Genomic DNA, 24,348 nt, shown 5'->3' on the forward strand with positions numbered 1-24,348 from the left:
CAAGCCCGTCCCGACGCGGCGGGACTAGGAGGATGGATGTTCCAGAACGCCGACGAGGCTAAGAAGTACATCGCGGACAACGACGTCAAATACATCGACGTCCGCTTCTGCGACCTGCCCGGCGTCATGCAGCACTTCGCCGTTCCGGCGGAGGCCTTCGACCCCGCCGAGAGCCTGATGTTCGACGGCTCCTCGATCCGCGGCTTCCAGGCCATCCACGAGTCCGACATGGCTCTGGTCCCGGACCTGTCGACCGCCCGGGTGGACCCGTTCCGCTCCGAGAAGCACCTCAACATCAACTTCTTCATCCACGACCCGATCACCGGTGAGCAGTACAGCCGTGACCCGCGGAACGTGGCCAAGAAGGCCGAGGCGTATCTCGCCTCCTCCGGCATCGCCGACACCGCGTTCTTCGGTCCCGAGGCGGAGTTCTACGTATTCGACAGCGCCCGCTTCGAGACCACCGCGAACCGCTCCTTCTACGAGATCGACTCCGAGGCGGGCGCCTGGAACACCGGCGCTCTCGAGGACGGCGGCAACCGCGGCTACAAGGTCCGTTACAAGGGCGGCTACTTCCCGGCCCCGCCGGTCGACCACTTCGCCGACCTGCGCGCCGAGATCTCCTCCGAGCTGATCCGCGCGGGCCTCCAGGTCGAGCGCCAGCACCACGAGGTGGGCACCGCGGGCCAGGCGGAGATCAACTACAAGTTCAACACGCTGCTGGCCGCGGCCGACGACCTGATGCTGTTCAAGTACATCGTCAAGAACACGGCCTGGCGCAACGGCAAGACCGCCACCTTCATGCCCAAGCCGATCTTCGGCGACAACGGCTCCGGCATGCACGTCCACCAGTCCCTGTGGGCCGGCGGCGACCCCCTCTTCTACGACGAGCAGGGCTATGCGGGCCTCTCGGACACCGCCCGCTACTACATCGGCGGCATCCTGCGCCACGCCCCCTCCCTCCTGGCCTTCACCAACCCGACGGTGAACTCCTACCACCGCCTGGTCCCCGGCTTCGAGGCCCCGGTCAACCTGGTCTACTCGCAGCGCAACCGCTCCGCCGCGATGCGTATCCCGATCACGGGCTCCAACCCGAAGGCCAAGCGCGTCGAGTTCCGCGCCCCGGACCCCTCGTCCAACCCCTACCTGGCCTTCTCCGCGCTCCTCCTGGCGGGCCTGGACGGCATCAAGAACAAGATCGAGCCCGCCGAGCCGATCGACAAGGACCTCTACGAGCTCGCCCCCGAAGAGCACGCGGACGTCCCCCAGGTCCCCACCTCCCTCCCGGCCGTCCTGGACGCCCTGGAGGCCGACAACGAGTACCTCCAGGCCGGCGGCGTCTTCACCTCCGACCTGATCGAGACCTGGATCGACTACAAGCGCACCAACGAAATCGCCCCCATGCAGCTCCGCCCCCACCCGCACGAGTTCGAGCTGTACTTCGACATCTAGAAACTAGAACTCGAACTCGGCGAGTAGTTGGCCGAAGGACCCCCGAGCGTCTACCTCCAGCTGGTCCCGCTGGAGGTAGACGCTCGATCCGCTCGTAGGGCCTGGTCGCCGTCGGCTGCGGACTCAGTCTCCCTCCGGCGTTACCCACCATGGATCGTATTCGCGCACGAGTGGCTGGGTAACTGGATGGTGGCGCAATCCGTGAGGCCCTGAAACGGTGGCTTCGGGCATGTCGATAAGCCAGTCCAGTACTGCGTCGGACTGCAGGTCCGGGTGTTCCAAGTCGTCGATCAAGGCGTCAGGACCACGGCAGTCGTATGGCTGTGGCAGCGAGAAGCCAGCTTCTACAGCATCGCGGACGATCTCTTCACAGATGGCGCGCCACCGCCCTTGTCCCCACCAATGGCATGTGTAGCTGGTCGAGCCACCGATCGTCATGAGCCTCAAAGTGGTGTCCAGACCCAGAATTTCGCTGTCGAGGCGTTGCCATTTCCGGACCTGCTCACGCACCGTCGACTGCACCTCCGGCCATCCGTCGCCGAACAGGGAGGAGATGGTTCGACCGTTGGGGAGTTCCCAGTCCGTATCAGTCAGTGACTGCTCGATCCCGCCCCAGTCGATACCTTCGTACGGGCAGACATGAGGCAGCACCGCGCGAGTCACCGCAATGTCCACTCGAGCCATCAGCACGTCCGAGGACAGATGGTGAGTCTCCACAGCCGTTTCATTGCGCCAGCACCAGGCCGCGATACCCAGAGCGGCCCCATCGGGCACCGGATCCGGGTGCACGTTGCGGCCTGCCATTCCGACAACCCAGCGCAGATAGGTGCTGAGATCAGGGTGCTGGACAGCTTCCTTGAGGACCTCCGCAACCGGGATGTTCCGATACGAGGCTGCCGGGCCGAAGAGGGACAGTAGCGATTTCGCTTCGAGCGCCTCTGCGGCTTCTGGATCAGCCCCCTCCGCCACACGGACGCGAGTTGCATCCAGCAATCCCATCGCGCCAGCTCGACGTCGGACCGTCGTGACGGCCTCGTCGCCCCGGAGGGTGACCGTGAGTTCGACCTCTTCATCGAGTGCGGAAGAAGATACCGGGAAGTCGCCGCATACGTCTTCGTAGGGAAGAAACCGGAGGCGGTTCTCGCGCGGGTAGTACTCGACATCCAGTGCGGCGTTGGTACGCCACAGCGTGGCGGAGAGCATTTGGCCACTTTCGGCATCCCAGCCCGAATCATATTCGTCCGGGACTTCCCAGCCGGCCCAGTCGAGCGGGCTGAGTACTTCCATGAGCCGGTCTACGTACTCGCCCCACTGATCGGCGTCCGGGGGACCTGCTTGTCTCTCGGGTACTGCTTGGCTGCTCAGCTTGCCGATGAGAGCTGCCGCACGTCGGCTGAAGAGGGATTCGGCCGACTCACCTTCCTCCGGGGTGACACCGGTGAGACTGTTGAGGTACGCCGAATCGTCTGCCAGTTCCTGCTTGCGGCAGCGTGCGCACAAGTATCTGAAGGACTTGCCCCACTTGGCGGAGTAGCGCGTCAGTGACCGGCGCTCTCGGCAGTCCCGACACGGCCCGTAGCCTTTCTTGGGCCACCACAGCCACCAGTCGCCGTCGTACTCGCCGGGCGCGGGCACGATCCCGCGGCCCAGTAGGGCTTCGGCAAGTGCCTCGAGGCTGCCGCCGTTCCTGCGAGGCATCTTGGCGTGCAGCTGGTCATGCGCCGCAAGCAGTTCGTCGTCCGTGACCGCCTCTTTTCCCTGTAAGCGGCGCCGCACGGATACTGCTGCGGCGAGGGCCTGGACGGCGGGATCATCTCGTCGAAGTGACTGCCTGTTGCTGTCCCCGACGACCATCGCCTCGTCGACATCGGCTTCTGTGACTTTGGTGCTCTCCATGCTCCAGAGCTTACGAGCGACCTCTGACGGACCTTAAGCCAGTGAGATCTTTCAGCGTTGCTCCTCACATGGCGTGGGCAGCTGGAGCAGCAACGCTGAATGATCTCAGTCTCCGACGTGGCCATCAGCGCGCGGACATGCTGGTCCTGGTCCACGCACCACTTCTGTTCGCCTTCTTAGGGGAGAACACGCAAAGCCATGACGGTGCCGTCCTCGCCGAAGGAGACCGGGCCCCACCCTGGAGCGGTCGCATCACTCGGCAGCGTGGGGCGGAGGTCATATGCCCGGCGCCGGTACGCCTCGACTTTCCCTCCAATCAGAAGCTGGTACAGGTCCTCTGCGAGCCCTGAGAACGCCTCGACGCGGATCCCGTTCAACCTGAAAACCTGGTCGGTGCCGAAGAAGTGTGTCGTGCCGAAGCGGTGATCTGTGTCCCGCACGCTGGATGATCCCGCGAATGTTCGCTGTTCGTATTGCTTGCGGCCCTGATCGCTGGTCAAGTACTGAGCGATCTCTGTGCCGGCGCCGGCGAACGCCAGTTGACCTGCGGCACCTGTTCGGGCAAGTACTTGACCGAACCATGCGCGGTCCTTCCGTGGAATGAGAAAGCCGTCGTGGAAACTCTCCTTGCCAGCGAGGGCCGGGACTCTCACAGAGTTGACGTAGGGAGGGTTCCGCTTCGATGGCACGGTGTCTGCACTATCGCTTCCTGTGGCCGGTCGCTGAGGTAACAGCCCCTGACCGGGTGCCTGCAGAGCGTTGATGGTGATGCCCTCCTTGGCCAGCAGCTCGGTGGACATCAGCAGGCAGGGTGTGGTGTTCCACTCGGCGAGGTGGAAATGTTCGGCACGCTCACTGGCCCTGGCCAGCTGCTTGAAGGCTGAGCGGTCGGTCTTCCCTGTGCGCTTGGGCGCCTTCTGGTGATTTCCGTTGGTCGTCACCACGAACAACCGGGATGGTTCGCCGGGCTTCCATGCCTCGATGAAGAAGTCCGGTCGTGGTCGAGCACCCAGGGAAGGCCGCGGGTCGGAGCGCCCGAAACCAGCCAGCAATACCGCCTCGGCGTCGACAGTCGAGACCAGGTGATCCGGGAAGCGGGCCCGCACTGTGCGCTCCGCGATTGCGAGCCCGAGTGCGCGCCCCAACTCCCGGGCCTGCATGGCCCTGTAGGAGAGTTCTGGGTTCTGCCCCTCCTCGGTGAGGGCCAGGTATCCGCTGGCACCGGCTCCCAGGGCCTGGCAGTACTTCAGGGCCTGCCAGTGCTCGGCCAAGCCTCTGCCGCGCCCATGACGAGCCAGAGTGGCGGCTCGTGCGAAGACGCCGAGCAACCACCAAGGCGTGGTGGTGAGATCGTTCCGTTCGTCGGTGGACAGCGGTTCAAGCCCGGGTTTTCGAGGAACTCGTTCCTCCTCGCCTCGCTCGCGTGCACGTTTGCGGGCGATAGCTGTGGCTGCCTTGTCGGTGTCCATCACCAGCGAGGCTGTCGAATTGACGCGTACGGGGAACCGGCGGCGCAACAGTGCGAGGATGCGTTCTGCAGGTACTGACATGGTGTGTCACGGTATGGAGGGGGGAGCGGGCGCACGCAAGTGCGCATGGGCGCCCAGAGGTTTCCCTGCAGGCTGACTGCTGCTCGGACGGTGGCACTCCTGTCCGCAGCCCTCGGCGGGTGCACAGCGTGCACCCCTTGTGCGCCAGGCCCGTCATCAAGTCCGCGTATCCGCAGGACAGAATGGCTTCCCTGCTAGGTGACCTCCTGCTGTACTTCGACCTCCAAGCGGGTCGGGTGACCTTGGCCGGAGCCTTGGAAGTCGATTTTGACCTGCGGAACCACGTCTCAGTGTCTCTCGTGGATACTTCGGTTTTCAGGACCGCACCCAGTGTGGCCCGGTCGGCCGAAATGCCTGATGCAGCGTCAGTAATTGCTGGTGGGGTCGCTGTCCCGAGTGGGGCCGTGATCCCCACCGCTTCGCAAGCGCCTGAAGGTCTTCCTGCCGCTGGGCAGTCCTGTCACTGGCCGCGGAGCCAGATGTCCAGCCAGGCAACAGCGGCCCGCCCGACGCCGAAAGCCACTCCCTTGGCGGCGTTGGCGGACAGCTCACGGGGGGCGTGTGAGGCACGGTCAGCGGTAGTCATCCGACGGAGCGTCTGCGCGCGGAAAAGAGATCGGACACGGGCTGCTCGGCTCCGAGACGGGGTCGCTTTCTTTGTCATGCACTAAGTGCACCGCCACAGCGACGCCGGGTCCCAGAGCTGCGAAAGAACTCGTACGAGTCTGGCTGCTACCGCGAAGGCACCACGAGCTGGAGGAGTTTCATGCTTCTTCGGCGACCTGCGGTCTCCTTCGCAAACCTTCGGCGAACTTCGCCCATGTGGCTCTAGCATGTGCCCGATGAGGGAAGGGAGCCCATGGAGCACGACATTGAAATGCAGACGGAGTTAGAAGCATGGGCCAAGGATCTGCAGCAACTCCGCATCGAAGCTGGCGAGCCCACTCTGGCGCAGATCGCGGCGCGGGCGCCCAAAAATCGGCCGTTGTCGGCCTCTGGTGTCAGTGAGGTCCTCAACGGTAAGAGGCTGCCCACATACGACTTTTGCCTGGCTCTTGTCCGTGTGATGCTGACCTACCCCGGGGACCCCGCGCCATACCATGACAAGCGGCTGGCCGAATGGCGTGAACGCTGGCAGCGTCTCAAGAAGCTGGAGGCGAATCAGAAGAGCCGCTGGCGCCGGGGTGGCCAGGGTGCCCCGGTAGCTGGTCGCCCTCTCGCACCAGACAGCGGGATAGCTGGCCGAATGCTGCTGAGTGCCCTGAACCAGGGGCGCGGACTGGAGATCGGCCCGCTGAAGCAGGAACGCTGGGCCGGCATGGAGGCAGTGGCGTTCTCTCCGGACGGAAGCGTCCTGGCCGCCGATTACCGTGGGCAGGTACGAGCGTGGGATCTCGCCGCAGACGCTTTCCCATCGGGGGACACTGCCAGAGAACTCGGCGGACGATCCGACCATTCCGTCGAGTCCTTGGCGTTCTCGCCGAACGGGGGCTTGCTGGCAATCTGCTATTCCAGTGGCACCACTCGCCTGTGGGATGTGCGTGCCCGAACGCGGGTGGGCAAAGCCTTGACCGGTCAGGAGGGCCTACGCACCGTAGAGTTTGCTCCCGACGGGCGTCATATGGCTGCCGCAGGAAGGACCTTGCGGGTGTGGGATGTCACGGATCCTGCGCAGCCGCGCCGGGTCGGAAAGTGGCTCAGCCAGCCGTATACCACCACGGCGATGGCGTTCTCCCCAAGCGGCCGACTTGCCGTCGCTCTGGCCCTTGACGGAGAAAACGGAGGTGTTCGCTTCTTGGAGCCGTCCACTGGCGAGGAGACTGGCGAGGAAGTCGTCGGGCATCGGACACCGGTCACGGCTCTGGCTTTCTCACCCGACGGCCGATATCTCGCCACGGCTGGCGAGGACACCACGGTCAGGCTCTGGGACGCATCGACCCGGAAGGAATCCGGTAATCCTCTCAAGGGCCACGACGGCCCAGTTACTGCCCTCGCGTTCTCGCCGGACAGCCGATGCTTGGCCACGGGCGGTGAAGACGCCACCGTGCAGGTCTGGGACACGATGACAAACGCACGGGTGGGCACGCCGCTGACGAGCCACACTGAGCCGATCAGAACGATTGCGTACTCACCTGACAGCCGTGTCCTGGCAACTGGCAGCGGCGACGGGATGCGCCTCTGGGTGCCTCCTCGGGATTCGGACCGACGGGAGGTCAGCGGCGCATGGACGGGGCCGTGGTAATGCTGTGAATCGTGTCCCAAAGATCTGCTGGAAAGTGCTGCCCCGCCGCGTTGATAGGCGGCTTCGCCCTGGTGGCTCGCGCTCTTCAGTGGCGCGCGGCACGACACGAATCCCCTCCGCGGCCCTCTCCCGGCGGTGGGCACCCAATATGCACCCGCCTACCGCAGTGGGCCAGTCTGCGCAGATCAGGAGAATATTCCGGCTGTACTTCGACATCTAAACCATCGAGCCGGGCTGGCTGCGAGAGGAGCCCGGAGCGGTCGGTGGCCGGCGGGGACGCTTCTTAGCGGTTCCCCTTGTTCCGGCGGCCTTCTGCACCTGTGCGCACCGGATTTGTACTGGGCAACGGTCGGCTGAGGATTGTCGGAAAGGCTGGGCTGCTGGCTCCTGGGCGGGAGCCGGCAGCCCCGGCCTTTCTGTGTGACGAGATATGCGGTCGGGGGCACAGGCGCTGTGCGGCATGACGCTTTGCTTTTTGCCACCGAGGCCGCTGGCGTCCGACACTGGTCGCGATTCGGTGGATGGACAGAAGTGACTACCAATTCTCTTGGTTCGGTCAGGGCAGAGCTACACCGGAATCACCCTCACCCAGGGCTTAGCCTCGATCTTGCATGAGGGTCCGTCAGCTTGCTGACGGACCCTCTCTGCTCGTTTGGAGCGGGGATTTCTGCTTGTGGGCATGTTGGTGGCCCGGTTGTCGCGCCGGGTGGGCGCCGGGTTCCACGGCTCCGGGGTGTGCTTGCTGCTCGTAGGAGCGGGACGCTGCTGGTCAGCCGGGGTTCGGCAGGGCGTCGAGGCGGGTGAGGGCGCTGGTGATCACGTCGGTCCAGGGCCAGTGCTTTGCCAGGCGGAGGATGCGGCGGCGTCCGCTTGTGACGAGCTGGGCGGCGGCGGAGAACAGCCGCAGTCGCAGACGGCGGGGCTCCCATAGGCGGGCAGCTCCGGTGAGAGCGAGCATCGGCATCCAGGCCAGCAGGTCCAGGGCGATCTGGACGATCTCCAGCCAGATCTGGTTCTGCGCTGTGTCATACAGGGGCAGGTTGCGCAGGCCGGTGGAGCGGGCGGCGCGGATGCGGTCCTCGGCGCGGGCCCGCTGGCGGTGACGCAGTTCCAGTTCGGCGATCGGGGCGTGCTTGGTGTTGGTGGCGAAGCAGGTCAGCCGCATCCCGTCGACGTCGGTGAAGCGCAGCTGGGCGCCCGGATGGGGGCGTTCCTTGCGGACGATCAGTCGTATGCCCTTCGGCCAGCCGGTCAGGCAGTCGCTCTCGGTGTCGATCTCGGCGACCCAGGCGCCGTCGCGGATCTCGCCGTCCTGCTCGACCGCTGGTGTCCATGCCGACGCCGGTATCTTCAAAGCGGCCTGGTGGATGGCGTCGGTGATCGTCATCCCGACCGAGTAGGACAGCCATCGTCCGCGGGCTGCGAGCCAGGCCACGAACTCATGGGTGCCTCCGCCGGAGTCGCAGCGGATCAGCGTGTGCCGTCCGCGCCGGTACTTCTTCGGCAGCTGGGCCAGGGCCAGTCTCGCGGCCTCGATGTGATCGGCGGCGGTGTTGGAGCCTGCATTCCCTGGCCGCAGCAGCCCCGCCACCGGTTTTCCGGTCCCACCGCGGCCATGGTCGACAAAGCCCATCAGCGGGTGGTGCCCGAACGTCTTCTTCCAGGTCGCGGCGGCGTCCTGCTTCTCGGAGTGCGCGATCACAAGGACACCGTCGATGTCCACGATCACCTGCCCGCCCGCGTCCGGCGCCGCATCCCCGGCCAACCGCCATACGTGTTCGCGTACTTCAGCACGTGCGGTGCGCAGCGCGGCCAGGACCCGCTGCCCGCCCGACGCCAGCTTGCTGATCAGCCGGGAGACCGTCGGGTCGGAAGCTACCGGACCGAACAGGGCCGGCTCGGCCCGCAGCAGGCCGACGTCGGCCAGGCAGTCCCCGCCCAGTGCCACCGCGAGCGCGACATCCATCAGGATCTTGCCCGGATCGTGCACCGCACGTGGCTTGCGCCAAGGCGCCAACGCCGCCGATATCGCGCTGTCCAGCCCAGTCTTTCGGACCGTCTTCGCCAACAGCACCGCCCCGGCCTGCGAGACCATTCCACGACCGTTGCCCTCAACACGCACTCGCGGGTACGACCCGCTACGCTTCTTCACCTGGAAGTGCCTCCGGCGGATGCGGGAACAAGGACCTCGACAATCCTCATTCTCGCTGGTCAGAGGCACTTTCGGCTTAAGTGACCAGCAGTCGGACACTCCGCTTGTGAAACGCGAGATCAATCACTACCAGCGCTGCAGCGCGAGCAAGCTGCTCGCCGACTTCAGACAGGTCTTCCACGCTCCGCATCGAGCGCGCCGCGCAGTTCCACTGCGCGTTCGGCAAGCCAGTCGAGGTAAGGCTCAGGTGTGACCGACGCCGGGGCACCGAACCACAGATCGGCGCTGCGCTCCAGCGTGCGGGCGGCCCACTCGGGTTTGCCGACCACGACCCTCTCCACACAGTCGACGACATCCGAAGCCCACCAGGCGGCGTTCCTGGCTCTGATCCTGAAGACTTCCAGGGCTTCATCGTCGGGAGTGGTGCGCCACAAGTCATCACAGAGCTCCGCGAAGAACAGGTCAGGGTTCTCCTCGCGCCACTGATGATCTTGTTCGATCAGGTGGAGAATCCGCCAGCCCCGTTCATTGTTCTCACTCATGCAGTCCCCCGTCGGTCCTGTTCCTGATGGTCATGACGCCACGGCAGACGGGAGAATACGCGCCGACTCGATCAAGACAGAGCTCAGTCCTTCGCGCCGGCCCACGACTGCCATCCTCAACACGAACACGTGGTAGGGCGCGGGCTTCTTCACCCGGGAAGTGCTTCCCTCGTCGCAGCCAACAGGACTCTCGACAGGCCTCATCGTTGCAGGTCAAGAGTTCTGCCCGCGTGTACGATCAAGCCTTGGGCAGCCCGCCTCGTGAAAGCGCGAGGTTAGGTCCGGCCGTGGTGTGGGGGCCTGGACGTGGTGGCGCACGGCATGACGGCCGGACAGGTGGTGTCAGGCCGAGGCCGCAACTGGTTTTCAGGAGCCAGCCCGAACAGTGCTGCGGTTGCTCGGGGGCGTCGGCGCTGCCAGATGGCTCCCTACTGAACCTGGTCAGCGAACGACGGGAGGGCCCGGAAGCGGTGACCGCCGCTCCCGGGCCCTCCTACCGGTGAAAGCTGTCAGCTCAGCGAAGCCAGCGCCTCGTTGAAGGTCTTCGACGGGCGCATGACGGCCGCGGCCTTCTCCGGGGACGGCTGGTAGTAGCCGCCGATGTCGGCGGGCGAACCCTGGACGGCCAGCAGCTCCTCGACGATGGTCTGCTCCTGCTCGGCCAGCGTCTTGGCCAGCCCGGAGAACGCCTGCGCGAGCTGCGCGTCCTCGGTCTGCCCGGCCAGCTCCTGCGCCCAGTAAAGGGCGAGGTAGAAGTGGCTGCCCCGGTTGTCGATGCTGCCGAGCTTGCGGCTGGGCGACTTGTTCTCGTTCAGCAGGGTGCCGGTGGCGCGGTCGAGGGTGTCGGCGAGGATCTGGGCACGCGCGTTGCCCGTCTTGTTGGCCAGGTGCTCGAAGCTGACGGCCAGGGCCAGGAACTCACCCAGCGAGTCCCACCTGAGGTAGTTCTCCTTGACGAGCTGCTGCACGTGCTTGGGGGCCGAGCCGCCCGCGCCCGTCTCGAACAGCCCGCCGCCGTTGATCAGCGGCACGACGGAGAGCATCTTGGCGCTGGTGCCCAGCTCCATGATCGGGAACAGGTCGGTGAGGTAGTCGCGCAGCACGTTGCCGGTGACGGAGATGGTGTTCTCGCCGCGGCGGATGCGCTCCAGGGAGAACTTCATCGCCTCGGCCGGGGACATGATCTCGATCCGCAGGCCCTCGGTGTCGTGCAGCGGCAGGTACTCGCGGACCTTCGCGATGAGGTTCTTGTCATGTGCGCGGGTCTCGTCCAGCCAGAAGACGGCCGGGTCGCCGGTGGCGCGGGCGCGGGTGACGGCCAGCTTGACCCAGTCCTGGATCGGCACGTCCTTGGTCTGGCACATCCGGAAGATGTCGCCCTCGCCGACGGCCTGCTCCAGCACCAGCTCGCCCTCGTCGTCCAGGACGCGGACCGTGCCGGTCGCCGGGATCTCGAAGGTCTTGTCGTGGCTGCCGTACTCCTCGGCCTTCTGCGCCATCAGGCCGACGTTCGGCACCGAGCCCATGGTGGCCGGGTCGAAGGCGCCGTTGGCGCGGCAGTCGTCGAGGACGGCCTGGTAGATGCCCGCGTAGCTGCTGTCCGGGATGACCGCGAGGGCGTCCTGCTCCTGGTCGTCCTTGTTCCACATGTGGCCCGAGGTACGGATCATCGCGGGCATGGAGGCGTCCACGATGACGTCGCTGGGCACGTGCAGGTTGGTGATGCCGCGGTGCGAGTCGACCATCGCCAGGTCCGGACCCTGGGCGAGCTCGGCGTCGAACGACGCCTTGATCTTGTCGCCCTCCGGCAGCGACTCCAGGCCCTTGAAGATGCCGCCCAGACCGTCGTTCGGCGTCAGACCGGCCGCGGCAAGCTTGTCACCGTAGGTGGCGAAGGTCTGCGGGAAGAAGGCGCGGACGGTGTGCCCGAAGATGATCGGGTCGGACACCTTCATCATCGTCGCCTTCAGGTGCACCGAGAACAGCACACCCTCCGCTTTGGCCCGCTCGACCTGCGCGGACAGGAACTCGCGCAGCGCGGCCACCCGCATCACGGCGGCGTCCACGACCTCGCCCGCCTGCACCGGCACCGACTCGCGCAGCACCGTCGTGGAGCCGTCGTCGCCGTGCAGCTCGATACGGAGCGCACCGTCCTTGGCCAGCACGACGGACTTCTCGGTGGAGCGGAAGTCGTCGCCGTCCATGTGCGCGACGTTGGTCCTGGAGTCGGCACGCCACTCGCCCATGCGGTGCGGGTTGGCCTTGGCGTAGTTCTTTACGGAGGCCGGGGCGCGGCGGTCGGAGTTGCCCTCGCGCAGGACCGGGTTGACGGCACTGCCCTTGACCTTGTCGTAGCGGGCGCGTACCTCCCGCTCCTCGTCGGTCTGCGGGTCGTCCGGGTAGTCCGGCAGCGCGTAGCCCTTCTCCTGCAGCTCCGCGATGGCGGCCTTGAGCTGCGGGATGGACGCCGAGATGTTCGGCAGCTTGATGATGTTGGCCTGCGGGGTCTTGGCCAGCTCGCCGAGCTGGGCCAGGGCGTCCTCGATGCGCTGGTTCTCGGCCAGGCGCTCGGGGAAGCCGGCGATGATCCGGCCGGCCAGGGAGATGTCGCGGCTCTCGACGGCGACACCGGCCGTCGAGGCGTACGCCTCGACCACGGGCAGGAACGAATACGTCGCCAGGGCCGGGGCCTCGTCGGTTTGCGTATAGATGATGGTCGAGTCAGTCACCGCTACTCCGCTTCGCGTCTACATCGTCTCGATATCAAGATATCCCGTGGGGTGGCGCCGGAGTAAAGCGGCCCGCGCTCGGGTGCAGCGCGCAGCCTTGGGCCCATCCCGGCCGTCCCGGCTACCGGCCCTCGCTCTCGTGCCGCCTCAGCACGCTGACCACTCGCCACAGGAGCACTGCGACGGCAGCGCCGATGGAGACCCGGCCGATGATCTCCTCGGCCACACCCTCGAGACCCAGCAGCCACAGTGGGCTCGCCAGGACAAGTCCAGTCACACCGGCCAACACCACCGCCGTCACCACGGCGTAGCCGATCTCGACTGTGACCGCGTCCCGCTCGGCTTGACTGCGTTTCGCCATGGTCCCCGTCCCCCTGTTCCCCTCGCTTCCGGTTGCCACCGTCCCGTTCCCCTCGCCACCGCCCCGGGCTGGACCGTGCCCGGACCGCGGCCGGAGCAGTGACGTCAATACCCCGCGCCAGCCTACGGATCGGTCTCGGATTCAGGGCGGGCTACTGCCGTCGCGGTAACGCGCGGATCGTCCTCGCGAGGGATGGCCCGTATACCCCCTACCCGTACCGTGGGCGGCATTCGGCGACGAACGGCAGGGTGCGGTGAAGGGAGAGCGGGATGCTGTTGATCGAAGTGTTCGCGCCCAGGGGTGTGCTGAGCGAGGGCGAGCGGGAGGCGCTCGGGCGGCGGCTCATCGACGCGCTCATGGTGGAGGACGACAGTCACGCCATCGAGGTCATCGATGCGCAGCGCGCGATCACGCAGGTGCTCGTGCACGAGCCCGCGGCCTGGGTTCTCGGCGCACGGCCGACGGCGGGCCGGGCGGGCCGGGCGGACCCGGCGGATCCGCCGCGCTATCTGGTACGGGTCACCGTTCCGGCGTCGTGGCGCAAGGAGGTGAGCACGCACATGGTGCGGATCATCACCGATGTGCTGGCCGAGACGGAACGCTCGGCGGGGCGCGACCCGGAGCGAGTGCGCCGTGAACCGCACGCCGTGATCCTGGTGGACGGCATCTCGGAGGGGAGCGTCGGCATCCACGGCAGGGCGATGAGCAGCCTGGATCTCACGGAGCTCGTCTCCCGGGAGTACCGGGACGCAACTGCGGGGCGCCCGGCGCCGAGCCCCTCACCTCACACACTGATCGACCCGGTCTGCGGGATGAGTGTGGAGCTGGAGGACTCCACACTCACCCTCGTACACGAAGGGGTGATGTACGGCTTCTGCCACGGCCTGTGCCGGCGGGCGTTCGCGGACGAGCACGGACTCCCGCTCGGCAGACCGCAACCGGACGAGGCGGCCGGCACCCGAAATCAGACCGCCGAAGACGGAGCCGAGAACTAATCCGAGATCGAAGCCGAGGCCGAAGCCGAATCCGGTGCCGGTGCTGAGGCCGACTCCGGTGCCGGGTAGGTCGGGTGCTCCGTTCCGGACACGTACTGGACGACGCGGATGACCTGGCAGGAGTAGCCGAACTCGTTGTCGTACCAGAGGTAGAGAATCGCGTTGTCGCCGTCCACCTTGGTGGCGCCGGCGTCCACGATCGAGGCGTGGCGCGAGCCGATGAAGTCGTTGGAGACCGCGTCGGGGGCGGTGATGAAGTCGATCTGGCGCTTGAGCGGCGAGGTCAGGGAGACGTCGCGGAGGTAGTCGAGCACCTCCTCGCGGCTGGTCTCGCGGGCCAGCTGCAGATTGAGGATGGCGATCGAGACGTCCGGCACCGGAACGCGGATCGAGCTGCCGGTGATCTTCGCCTTCAGGTCCGGCAGCGCCTTGGCGACGGCGGAGGCGGCACCGGTCTCGGTGATCACCATGTTCAGCGGCGCCGAGCGGCCACGCCGGTCCGACTTGTGGTAATTGTCCAGCAGGTTCTGGTCGTTGGTGAACGAGTGGACGGTCTCCACGTGACCGCGCAGCACCCCGTACTCGTCCGCCATCGCCTTCAGCGGCGGCACGATCGCGTTGGTGGTGCAGGAGGCGCAGGAGATGATCTGCTCGTCCGGCTTGATCATGTCGTGGTTGACCCCGTGCACCACGTTCGGCACATCGCCCTTGCCCGGCGCAGTCAGAATCACCTTGTCGACACCGGGGCGCAGGTGCTTGGAGAGCCCCTCGCGGTCCCGCCACCTGCCGGTGTTGTCGATGAGGATGGCGTCCTCGATGCCGTACGCGGTGTAATCCACCGACGTCGGATCGTCGGAGTAGATCACCTTGATCTCGTTGCCGTTGGCGACGATGGTGCTGTTCGCCTCGTCGACGGTGATGGTGCCCTGGAACTGGCCATGGATCGAGTCGCGGCGCAGCAGCGAGGCCCGCTTGACGAGGTCCTGCCCGGCCTCGCCCGCACCCTTGCGTACGACGATGGCGCGCAGCCGCAGCCCGTTGCCGGAGCCGGCCTTCTCGATGAGCAGCCGGGCCAGCAGGCGACCGATCCGGCCGAACCCGTAGAGCACGACGTCCCGCGACGCGCGGCGCTCACTCTTGTCGGGCCCGGTGGCCCCGGCGACGGCCCGCGCGGTGAACTCCTCCACCGACAGCCCGCGGTCGTCGCCCTTGTACGTCGCGGCGAGCATCCCGATGTCGATCTGGGAGGGGCCGAGGTCGAGCGCGGTGAGGGCCTGGAGGAACGGCAGCGTCTCGGTCACCGACAGTTCGGCGCCGGCTATCTGCCGGGCGAACCGGTGGGCCTTGAGGATGCTGATCACCGACTTGTTCACCAAGGAGCGGCTGTGCAGCAGGACGGTCACGTCCCGCTCGCGGTGCAGCTTCCCGATGATCGGGATCATCGACTCCGCGATCTCCTCGCGGTGCTTCCAGTTGGTGAACACGTCGTCGTTGACAGTCACAGATTTATCTTTCGAGCTAGGCGGTGCTCATATGCTAACCCCTGGGCGGGGCAGCCTTTGCCCAGGGGCTTGCGCGGAGTCGCCAAGCTGCGGCTGGCTTCGGGAACCTCCAGAGCCTCGGAGCCGGTGACCGAGCAAGCCCACTGTGCCGTCGCTATCAAATCGCCAGAAGGCCTGCGAAGCTGACCGCGGTGACGGCGAGGAGCGAGAGCAGCGCGGTAGCGGCGGAGGCCGCGGCCGTCATGCGCCCGTCGAAGACCTTCAACGAGGCGCTGGCTTCACTGAGCTGACCCGACTCTCGCTTGCTGAGGGGCTCCGGGGACGGTGGTGACCGTCCCCGGAGCCCCTCATGGTGTTCGGCCGTCCTTCCCGCGGTGCCCCTCAGCGTGGAGCAGTGACTGTCAGATGGATATGTGACGGGGCAGGTCGGCGGGGCCCGCTCCCGGCGGGGAACTGAGGCTGGAGGGGATGCAGACTGCCTGCTCTGCTATGCCGTACCGGCCGGACTCGGTCACGTGGAGGGCGGCATCGACAACAAAGGCGATGGGCGACTCGGAATTGAATCCGAGTTTCGAGTCAGCGGCAGGGTTTTCGGTGGTTCCGGCCCCCGAGATGACAAAAACCGGCGGAGGTGGCGGCGGTGCGAACATGCGCGTAAGGCTTTCTTGTTCAATGGGTTCGGTCTCGACGCGGTGTGCGCGAGGGCATGAACATTAAAGCCTACGACGAGGCGTGATCAACTCGGGAATCGCTACCCGCGTAGATCTTGTGCGTAACGGATGCGCTGCTTTATACGGGCTGCCTCGGAAGTGTCGAGGTGAATGAATATGCCAAAGGCAGATTTCCAAAGCACTGTCGCTTGGTCTATGCGTCCGTCGGAAAGTTCCAGTTCCGCCAGCGAGTCCTGACTGCGTGCTTCTTCTTCTGGCGACTGCATGCTGGCGGTGAGGGTCAGTGACTCCTCGAGGTGCCGTCGCGCGGTGGTGTGTTCCCCCAGGTGGCGCTCGGCGGTTCCCAGGCCCCGGAGGGCCTGGGCCTCTTCCAGGCCCGCTCCGATACTGCGTGCCAGCGTCAGGGAGAGCCGGTGCTGTTCCAGGGACTCCTCGTGGCGACCGGCCTTGCGGAATGCGTCGCCGAGGGCGATGCGGGTAATGGTCTCGTTCCGTCTGTCGCCGAGCCGTTGGAAGGACGCGAGGGCCTCACCGTACAGATCGAGGATGACGTCCATTTCTTCCGGGACGGCCAGGGTGCTGCCCAGGTTCAGTTGAGTCATGGCCTGCTCCCAACGGCTGCTCGATTCTGTTGCGATTTCCAGGGAGCGCGAGAAGAGTTGACGTGCCGACTCGATATCGCCTGCATGCAGATGGGCGTCCGCGAGATTGTTCAGTGCCTGCGCCTCGCCTCGGGAGTCTCCTATCTCGCGGAACTGCAGCAGTGCTTCCTGGAAATATCGGAACGAGGCTCCGCTGTTCCCCAGATGGAGATGGGCAATCCCTATCGTGTTCGTACTCCTGGCCTGGTTCCACTGATCATTCGACCGGATGCGTATTTCGAGCGCTTCCTGCTGGAGTTCCAGCATTCTGCGGTATTCTCCGCGGTGCCAGTGAAGTATTCCCAGCTGGTGGAGTGCTTCAGCGGTGCACTCCGGGTCCCCTGCACCGCGGGCCACCGTCAGGGCCCGCTGCCCCGCGGCGGCAGCTTCGGTGTAGCGTCCCGCGTGGGCGTGGGTGATGCTCAGATCGATCCGCGCCAGGGATTCGGCCCGGGATGCGCTGTGCTCGTGCCAGTGCTGCGCGGCGTGTCGGTGCATCAGTTCCGCCTCGTCCCACAGCCCTTCGGCGTCCAGGAACATCGCGAGGACATGGGCGAGATGGGCCGCTTTGTGCGGAGAGCCGTGCGTACGTGCGTAGTCTTCTGCGGCGACCAGCGCGGAGCCCTCGGTGAGCAGCCACGTTCTGGCTTCCAGCTCGTCGCGCAGAAACGGGATCTCGGGCGGAGGTGGTGCGGACCGTTCGGGGACGATGTCGACGCGGGCACGGCGGGGGTGTGCCGACAGGTCGGCTTCCAGCGCGGCGGCGAGGTAGAAGTCGACCAGTCGTTCCAGCGCGTCCGCTTCCTCTCCGGGGTCCTGCCGGGCGAGGGTCAGCGCGTACTCACCCAGCAGGTCGTGGAAGCGGTAGCGCTCCGCTTCGGGCTCGGTCAGCAGGCTGGAGTCGAGCAGGCCCTCGACCAGGTGCTCGGCGTCGTCGACCGAGGTGCCGATGAGGGCAGCAGCGGCGTGTGGGCCGAAGTCCGGCCCGAAGTGCAGCCCGAGACGGCGGAATGCGGTTTGCTGCTTGCGGGTCAGCGTGCGATAGGAGAGTTCGAAGGCCCGGTCGATCCCCGAGCCCCGGTCCCGTATCTCCCGCAGCCTGCTGCGGCTCTGCGCCAGCTTTCGGTGGAGGTGCCGAACGGTCCATGCAGGCCGGGACCGCAGTCGTCCCGCAGCCAGTTCGATGGCCAGCGGCAGGCGGCCGCACAGCTCCACGACGGCGCTCACCTGATCGGCATCCCGGGCCCGTTCCGGGCCGACCAGGCGGGTGAAGAGTGCCATGGCGTCCGGCTCCGGCAGGACGTCCACGAAGAGTGAGCGAATGCCCGGCACACCGGTCAGCCGCTGACGGCTGGTGAGCAGCACAAGGGAGGACGAGCCAAGAGGCAGCAGCGGCCGAATCTGTTCGGCAGTCGCGGCGTCGTCGAGGACGACGACGGCGCGTCGGTCTCGCAGCAGGCTGCGCCACAGCGCTGTCCTTTCCTCGATGCTGTGCGGGATGCCTTCTGAGGGGAGCCCCAGCGTTCTCAGCAGTGAGGCGAGCGCGGAGGACGGGGTCAGCGGCCGTCTTCTCGGGGAGTGTGCTCGCAGATCGACGTACAGCTGTCCATCCGGGTAGGCGGACTGCAGTTTTCGCGCGGCATGGAACGCCAGGAGAGACTTACCGACGCCCGCCATTCCTGAAATGCTCTGCAGGGCGATGATCGTTCCCTCGCCGGGCGGCTCTTGCAGGGCGGCGAGTTCATGCTCGCGCCCGACGATGTCGACGTGCGCCGGCAGGTTGTTGACGGCCGGTACAGAAGCGACGGCGTCCGGCTGCGCGGGGAGGAGTTCGCTCATCGGCGCCTGTTGGAGGATCAGGCGGTGTATCCGGCTGAAGTCCTTACCGGGATCGACTCCCAGTTCCTCCCGGAGCCGCCTGCGGACGTGCTCATACACGTGCAGGGCATCGGCCTGCCTCCCGCAGCCGTAGTACGCGACCATGAGGTGGCCGGCGATGGTCTCGTTGGTGGGCTGCTGTCGGAGCAGCAGCGACAAATCGTGCGCCGGGCCCGAGAAGTCTCCGGTCCGTAGCTCGAGATCCGCCTGTTCGACGCGAGCCGTCAGGCGTCTGGCCTCCAGTCCGGCGCGGATCTCTGCGGCCCAGCTTCCGGCCAGCCCGGCCAGCGGCTCGCCGCGCCAGAGCGCGTCGGCTTCTCGCAGGGCGGCCAGAGCTTCTGCACCGGACCGGTCCCGCATGCTGTGTGCATGCGTGGTCAGGCAGTGGAAACGGTGATAGTCGATGACATCCGGGGTGACGTCGAGCGTGTAGGTGCGGGCCTGTTGCACCAGGAGAGCGGGGTCTGCCGAGTGCCGCAACCGCCGACGCAGCCTGGCTGCGTACACATGCAGGCCGGCGTGAGGCTTGGCCGGCAGCTCTCCGTCTTCCCAGAGACGGTGTACGAGGGTGTCGGCCGCGACTGCCTTTCCCGCGTCGACGGCGAGTGCCGCGAGGAGGGTGCGTTCTTTGGCTGATCCCAGGGGGTCGTGCCGACCGTCCACCCATAGGCCCACGGGTCCCAGGAGAAGGATCTCGAAGTCCACCAGCTCGCCCCTCGCCGGTTCGACTTGTGTGACTTTGCCAGAAGATGACTTCTCTTTGTCCGAGGATGACAGGTCGAGGGGTCCCCTACCAGAGCGTCCCTCTTGATCGGACTAATTGGCTGAAACCTTCTACGTCCTTTCTCACTCGTTCGAAATCGGCAGGTCTCAGTCGCAAGCCGAGCGGGTAACACTCGCTTCGGTCCGAGCCGGTGACTGTGATCTGGGAGAACAGGGGGAGGCCCCGGATGCGATCTATTTCGGTACCTGAATTGGCCACGACAATGACCATGGTTGCCCGAGAGCCGGTGCTCTGGAATGGTTTGTCGGAGATTGTGAACGGAATCGCTCAGGAGCCGGAAGACGAGCTGTTCCGAGCCATGGTCAGTATCGAACTGGAACCGGGTGATCGGAAAAATGCAATTGCATTTGCCGAAGCGCTGCTCGCTCGTGCCCGCGCCCAGCCCGGATTCCTGGCCGTGCTACGCGTCTGGTTGCTCCAATGTCAACGCTTCTCCGAGGCCGAGGACAGCAACAGGCAGGCATCGGGATCGGCGAACGCCATTGACGGCTCCGTGCTGTCGGGAACCGTGATCCAGACCCGCGAGATCCGGGGGAATGTCCAGGTACGGACGGAGCCGCCACCGAGACCTCCTGTGCCACGGCAACTGCTGCCGATCCCCGCTGACTTCGTGGACCGGGACAGCGATCTCGCCGCACTCGAACGCATCCGGGTCGGACACCGGGGAGAGTCCACACCGATCGTCGTGGTGACCGGGCCCGCCGGCGTGGGGAAGACGGTGCTGGTGTCACGCTGGCTGAATCCGCTCGCACCCTCCTTCCCTGACGGTCAGCTCTACGCGGATCTGACCGGCTACTCCCTCAGTGGCGCCCAGCGCCCGAGCGACGCGCTCGGCAGGCTGCTGCGGTCGATGGGCTGTCAGCAGGCTCCCGCCGAACTCGCGGAAATGGCGGCATTGTGGCGCTCCTTGACAGCTGAGAAGCGAGTGGCACTGGTACTGGACAATGCGATTAGCGCGGCCCAAGTCCGGCCCCTGCTGCCCGGTGGCGGGGAGAGCCTGGTGGTCGTCGTCAGCCGTCGGCGACTGGCCGGACTCGGGGTGGACGGGGCGGCGTTCCACTCGCTCGACGTGCTCGGCCCCGAGGAATCGGTTGAGCTGCTCAACCGCCGGATCGGAGACCGGCGCGCCGAGGACGACCCTGCCTCGGTACGTCGAGTAGCGACGATGTGCGCCGGGTTACCGCTCGCAGTGTGCGTTGCTGCGGCCCGTATGGCAGCCCGGCCTCAGCAGAGCATAGCTGCCGTAGCCGGTGCGATGACCGCGCGGACCCAGCGACTGGACAGCTTTCGGCTGGAAGGGGACCAGGTTGTGGAGTCGGCTCTGGATGAGTCCTACCAAGTGCTTACACCGGATGTGGCGTGCGCCTACCGGCGGCTCGGCGTCCTGCCTGTGGACGTCTTCGGTATCCAGGCGGCTGCTGCTGCCTGCGCCGCGGACGTACAGACAATGCGGGGCCTCCTGGAAGAACTGATCGAAGCCAGCCTCCTCGAGGAGCTCGGCCCTCACCCCACAACAGGCCGGGTCGGATACCGCCTCCATGACCTCATCCGACTGCATGCCGCCCAACGGGCGGCTCGGGAGGAGACGGAGGCCGCTTCGGCCGACACTGTGCGCAGACTCGCCGACTGGTATCTCAGCACAGCCACGGCCGCCCGGACGCTGCTCGCTCCGAGCCATCGCCGGCTACGGCGGGACTATGTCTTTCCTCCTGCCGCCGCACTCGGCTTCGAGGAGGCGGGTAGGGCCCTGGACTGGATGAACAGCGAGGGTCCGAATCTGATGCAGCTGGTCCGATTGTCTGCGGAGCGGGGCTGGGACGCCACCTGCTGGCAGCTTGTCGATGCCATGCAGCCATGGTTCCTGCGCACCCGCCCCTACGACTTGTGGGTCGAATCGCACCAGTTGGGGCTGGCCGCTGCCCGGCGCGCGGGTCATCCGGACGGTGTCAGCCGGATGTTGACGACGGGCGGCAGCGGCATGTACAACGCAGGCCGCCTCGACGACGCTCTCGACTGGTTCGGTCAAGCACTGGAAGACGCGCGCAGCCGCGGTGACCGCCGGGCGGAGGCGCAGGCCCTTCACGGGCTTGGGCAGACGCATCGGCTGGCAGGCGGGCTGAAGCGAGCAGCCCTCCTCTTCACGGAGTCCCTCGACATCCGGTCAGCCATCGGCTATCGGCGCGGTGAGGCGCTGACCCGGATCTGTCTCGGCGACGTCGCACTCGCAGCGGACCGGCCCGACCAGGCCCGGCAGTATTTGTCGCAGGCCCGGACGGAACTGCTCGCCGTCCAGGACACATACGACGCGGCGCGCGCGCTGGCGTTCCTGGGCCGTGCCTGTGCACATCCTTCCGTGCGGGAATACCAAGAAGCCGTGCGCCTGCTGAACACGGCCCTCGGCGAGTTCCGCGCGGTGGGCTCGGTGCACTGGCAGGCGCACGTTCTGGAGATGCTCGGGCAGACCGCGCAGGAGCAGCAGGAAACCGAGGCTGCCCGGCGGCATTTCTTGGACTCGCTTGCCCTCTACGAACCCGTAAGCCCAAGCGACGCACGAAGACTGAGGAAGCGTCTTGGCGCCACCTCGCGGCAGGCTGGAGGCTTGACGGGTCCTCCCGGCCCGGAGGCATGAGCTGCGGCGCGTCCGAGCACGTGGCCCAACTGGTCCGGTGGCACGCCCTCCAGCAGCCAGCTGTACACGGCAGAGGCGAAACTCCGGTGTGCGTCAGCCGATGGCACGCAGCGTAGGCTCACTTCGAGTTGCCAGCTGCCTCTGCACAGCACCGTGTACGACGTGCCCCGACCGGTGGTCTCCGCCGCGCGGAGGGTGACGCACAGACACCCGGGGTACCGCCTCAGCAGCTCCTCCGGGCAGTGCAGGCCACTGCCGTACAGCACATCGGCGCACTGCCGCACCCGTTCGTCCGCGCACAGGTCGAGGTCCACGCACACGCAGTCGTCGTCGTGCGGTGACACGAAGCGCAGGCCGGTCACAGGGCTACGCTCCGCGGTCGGCTACTGTCCGGCTGCCCCAGCATCTGCAACGGCGGTGGCAACGGCAGCGGTTCGGTGACCGGAGGACAAGCGGGCTGACCGAGGCCCAGCACGCGGTAGAGCAGTCGGCGGAAGTTCCGGCTGAACAACCCGGGTTCGGAGGAGATCCGACCGGCTATCCGGTCGTAATCGGCGCGTGGGTACTCCGCTGCCGCGTAGGCGAGTTGATCGCAGAGCGGGTGGGCGGACGAGAGGGCCGGCGCCGTCAACGCCAGATCGATTCCAGGAGATGCCGGATTCGCGTCCCGGTGCGGAAAGTGGGTGAGGAGGATCGGTGCCGGGGTGATGGTGCCGTACAGCGTCACGGAGCCGTAGTCCCCGACGAGCCAGTCGGCAGCGATCAGCGGCTGCCGCCAGTCGGCTTCCGGGGGCAGCACGGTGAATCCCGCCTTCGCGCACCCTGCCAGCCAGGCGCGCACCTGCCAGGCCCCGTACCGCGACCAGACGTTGGGATGGACTAGCACGGCCACCCGGTACTCCTCCTGCGGCAACTCGGACAGCAACCGCGGGAGCAGGGCACCGATCCGGTTGAACGATGAAGTGTGCCCCCACGTGGAGGTGACCATGACCAGTTTCTGACCGGCCGCCAGGCCCAGCGCCCTCCGGTAGGTCTCGCGCAACGGCAGACTCTGGCGGATACGGTCGTAGCACGGGTCACCGACCACCTCAGCGGCCGGAAGAGCCTCGGGACACCAGCGTTCCAGTGCTGCCAGATCGTCCCGGTGCGGCAGTGCGACCGCCTTGGGCACGATCCTGCCCTTCCAGGTGAGGTATCCGCGGCCTGTGATACCCCCTGGTGCGCGGGGCTCCCCGGGGCCGACCTCTTCCGCACGGGTAAGTTTCAGGTGGCCGGCCCCGTGGGAGACCCGCACCAGGGGCGCATTCAGCTGTTCAGTGCCCCGGGACCCCGCGGCCAGTGCCAGATCGAACTCCGTTCGTACGGCTTCCTCCCAGCTGAGCACCGTGGCGCCCAGCGATCGTAGGAAGCTCATCGCTCCTTCGTTGAAGGCGTGCGGGGCGACCGTGAAGGCCACCTCGAGCCGCAGATCCGATTCCAGCAGCGGCAGCAGATCCTGAAGCCGCTTGCCGTACACCTCGGTGTGCACGACGACCAGTACCTTCTTGCCCTCCGGCAGCGTGGCCCACATGCTGGCGGGCTGTCGCGCCGGTGCGCTGCTGCTGATGTCCAAGACGGACATGCTCTCCCCCATATCATCGCCGAATGGTGCGAGGGAGGGTGTGCCCGGCGGGGCATGCGGAACCCTGGTCATGGGCTTGACGAATTCTTGCAGCGGCTGGCCCGGCGACGGCAGGCACGGGGCGGGGGCGACCACCTCGGGGAGGTACCTCGCACTCTGCCACGCCCCGCACCACCGCAGCCGTGGCTTTCCGTTTCTTTGGTACACCCGTCATCAGTCGCAGCCAGCCTCTCCCGGCGGGGCCGCCAGGGGATCGGGGAGTGGCGGGGTCCGTACGGCGCGCCGTCCTCAGCAGTCGCAGCAGCCGCAGTCACAGTCGCAGCAGCCGCCGTCACCGCCGCCGCTGTCGCCGCCACCGCCGCAGCAGTCACAGTTGCAGTTGCTGCAGCAGTCGCAAGCGTCGCAGCAGTCCGAGCAGAGGCCCTCGCGCTTTTTGCGGGACCAGGGGCCCTCGTACTGCGAGGCGCAGCACAGCTGGCAGGTGCAGCAGAGACCGACGAAGGCGGCGCAGCCGGCGAAGAAGCCGCGCGGGGGGCGCTGGGGCGTGTTGGGGCCGCCGTTGCCCTGGCCGCCCGAGCCGTCGCCCCAGCCGCCCCAGCCGCCACCGCCGTTGCCGCCGCCCCAGTCCTCACCGCCGCCACGCTGCCGGTTGTCGCCTCGGCCCGCGTGGGGGTTCACCGGGCCGTTGAGGTTCTGCGGTGCC

Annotated in this window: 14 protein-coding genes and 1 pseudogene; 4 read left to right on the plus strand and 11 right to left on the minus strand. The window is 66.7% G+C overall.

The window, feature by feature from the left end; translation table 11 throughout:
• Positions 1 to 36: 36 nt before the first annotated feature.
• Entirely contained in the window at positions 37 to 1,452 is a 1,416-nt protein-coding gene (gene glnA / locus ITI46_RS10160; RefSeq protein ID WP_209239123.1) for a type I glutamate--ammonia ligase, read from the plus strand.
• A 123-nt stretch (positions 1,453 to 1,575) separates the two neighbouring features.
• Here glnA and ITI46_RS10165 read toward each other — a convergent pair whose 3' ends face one another.
• From ITI46_RS10165 to ITI46_RS35470, 3 genes are all read right to left on the minus strand, one after another.
• Entirely contained in the window at positions 1,576 to 3,348 is a 1,773-nt protein-coding gene (locus ITI46_RS10165; protein ID WP_209239124.1) for a hypothetical protein, read from the minus strand.
• A gap of 176 nt (positions 3,349 to 3,524) precedes the next feature.
• Positions 3,525 to 4,898 (minus strand): hypothetical protein, encoded by a 1,374-nt coding sequence (locus ITI46_RS10170; protein ID WP_209239125.1) that lies wholly within the window; start codon positions 4,896 to 4,898, stop codon positions 3,525 to 3,527.
• Between the two features lie 460 nt (positions 4,899 to 5,358).
• Positions 5,359 to 5,484, minus strand: coding sequence for a hypothetical protein (locus ITI46_RS35470; RefSeq protein WP_280634746.1), 126 nt, complete (start codon positions 5,482 to 5,484; stop codon positions 5,359 to 5,361).
• Between the two features lie 273 nt (positions 5,485 to 5,757).
• Between ITI46_RS35470 and ITI46_RS10175 the strand changes: the two genes are divergently transcribed.
• Complete coding sequence (locus ITI46_RS10175; protein ID WP_209239126.1) at positions 5,758 to 7,140, plus strand: WD40 repeat domain-containing protein; 1,383 nt, start codon at positions 5,758 to 5,760, stop codon at positions 7,138 to 7,140.
• A gap of 769 nt (positions 7,141 to 7,909) precedes the next feature.
• Here ITI46_RS10175 and ITI46_RS10180 read toward each other — a convergent pair.
• The 4 genes from ITI46_RS10180 to ITI46_RS10195 form a co-directional block, all read right to left on the minus strand.
• Positions 7,910 to 9,292 carry an IS1380 family transposase gene (locus ITI46_RS10180; protein ID WP_209239127.1) on the minus strand — a complete coding sequence of 461 codons (1,383 nt, stop codon included), beginning with the start codon at positions 9,290 to 9,292 and terminating at the stop codon, positions 7,910 to 7,912.
• A 164-nt stretch (positions 9,293 to 9,456) separates the two neighbouring features.
• Entirely contained in the window at positions 9,457 to 9,834 is a 378-nt protein-coding gene (locus ITI46_RS10185) for a hypothetical protein (protein ID WP_209239128.1), read from the minus strand.
• A gap of 509 nt (positions 9,835 to 10,343) precedes the next feature.
• Positions 10,344 to 12,563 carry an NADP-dependent isocitrate dehydrogenase gene (locus tag ITI46_RS10190; RefSeq protein ID WP_209239129.1) on the minus strand — a complete coding sequence of 740 codons (2,220 nt, stop codon included), beginning with the start codon at positions 12,561 to 12,563 and terminating at the stop codon, positions 10,344 to 10,346.
• Between the two features lie 121 nt (positions 12,564 to 12,684).
• The gene (locus ITI46_RS10195; RefSeq protein ID WP_209239130.1) at positions 12,685 to 12,924 is read right to left on the minus strand and encodes a DUF6332 family protein; all 240 of its coding nucleotides are present in this window, start codon (positions 12,922 to 12,924) and stop codon (positions 12,685 to 12,687) included.
• A gap of 269 nt (positions 12,925 to 13,193) precedes the next feature.
• On the opposite strand from ITI46_RS10195, the gene ITI46_RS10200 reads away from it, so the two are divergent.
• Positions 13,194 to 13,919, plus strand: coding sequence for a hypothetical protein (locus tag ITI46_RS10200; RefSeq protein WP_209239131.1), 726 nt, complete (start codon positions 13,194 to 13,196; stop codon positions 13,917 to 13,919).
• Here the strand turns inward: ITI46_RS10200 and ITI46_RS10205 are convergent.
• The gene (locus ITI46_RS10205; RefSeq protein WP_209239132.1) at positions 13,916 to 15,421 is read right to left on the minus strand and encodes a glyceraldehyde-3-phosphate dehydrogenase; all 1,506 of its coding nucleotides are present in this window, start codon (positions 15,419 to 15,421) and stop codon (positions 13,916 to 13,918) included. The genes ITI46_RS10200 and ITI46_RS10205 overlap by 4 nt on opposite strands.
• A gap of 751 nt (positions 15,422 to 16,172) precedes the next feature.
• Positions 16,173 to 19,061: an ATP-binding protein gene (locus tag ITI46_RS10210; RefSeq protein WP_372451893.1), complete on the minus strand. Its 2,889-nt coding sequence runs from the start codon at positions 19,059 to 19,061 to the stop codon at positions 16,173 to 16,175.
• Between the two features lie 542 nt (positions 19,062 to 19,603).
• Between ITI46_RS10210 and ITI46_RS10215 the strand changes: the two genes are divergently transcribed.
• Positions 19,604 to 22,024 (plus strand): tetratricopeptide repeat protein, encoded by a 2,421-nt coding sequence (locus ITI46_RS10215; RefSeq protein WP_247745755.1) that lies wholly within the window; start codon positions 19,604 to 19,606, stop codon positions 22,022 to 22,024.
• A gap of 358 nt (positions 22,025 to 22,382) precedes the next feature.
• Here ITI46_RS10215 and ITI46_RS10220 read toward each other — a convergent pair whose 3' ends face one another.
• Together ITI46_RS10220 and ITI46_RS10225 are read right to left on the minus strand one after the other, a co-directional pair.
• Positions 22,383 to 23,645, minus strand: coding sequence for a hypothetical protein (locus tag ITI46_RS10220; protein WP_209239134.1), 1,263 nt, complete (start codon positions 23,643 to 23,645; stop codon positions 22,383 to 22,385).
• 288 nt (positions 23,646 to 23,933) lie between these two features.
• Positions 23,934 to 24,348 (minus strand): annotated as a pseudogene (locus ITI46_RS10225) (DUF5685 family protein); the annotation flags it as partial.

It is taken from the genome of Streptomyces oryzae, assembly GCF_017676365.1.
Taxonomy (GTDB): Bacteria; Actinomycetota; Actinomycetes; order Streptomycetales; family Streptomycetaceae; genus Streptomyces; species Streptomyces oryzae.

What these genes read in the sequence shown, in the direction of transcription:
- ITI46_RS10220 (WP_209239134.1), bottom strand. Translation starts at nt 23,645, where the DNA reads ATGTCCGTCTTGGACATCAGCAGCAGCGCACCGGCGCGACAGCCCGCC.
- ITI46_RS10200 (WP_209239131.1), top strand. Translation starts at nt 13,194, where the DNA reads ATGCTGTTGATCGAAGTGTTCGCGCCCAGGGGTGTGCTGAGCGAGGGC.
- ITI46_RS10170 (WP_209239125.1), bottom strand. Translation starts at nt 4,898, where the DNA reads ATGTCAGTACCTGCAGAACGCATCCTCGCACTGTTGCGCCGCCGGTTC.
- ITI46_RS35470 (WP_280634746.1), bottom strand. Translation starts at nt 5,484, where the DNA reads ATGACTACCGCTGACCGTGCCTCACACGCCCCCCGTGAGCTGTCCGCC.
- ITI46_RS10185 (WP_209239128.1), bottom strand. Translation starts at nt 9,834, where the DNA reads ATGAGTGAGAACAATGAACGGGGCTGGCGGATTCTCCACCTGATCGAA.
- ITI46_RS10165 (WP_209239124.1), bottom strand. Translation starts at nt 3,348, where the DNA reads ATGGAGAGCACCAAAGTCACAGAAGCCGATGTCGACGAGGCGATGGTC.
- ITI46_RS10175 (WP_209239126.1), top strand. Translation starts at nt 5,758, where the DNA reads ATGGAGCACGACATTGAAATGCAGACGGAGTTAGAAGCATGGGCCAAG.
- ITI46_RS10215 (WP_247745755.1), top strand. Translation starts at nt 19,604, where the DNA reads ATGGTTGCCCGAGAGCCGGTGCTCTGGAATGGTTTGTCGGAGATTGTG.
- glnA (WP_209239123.1), top strand. Translation starts at nt 37, where the DNA reads ATGTTCCAGAACGCCGACGAGGCTAAGAAGTACATCGCGGACAACGAC.
- ITI46_RS10195 (WP_209239130.1), bottom strand. Translation starts at nt 12,924, where the DNA reads ATGGCGAAACGCAGTCAAGCCGAGCGGGACGCGGTCACAGTCGAGATC.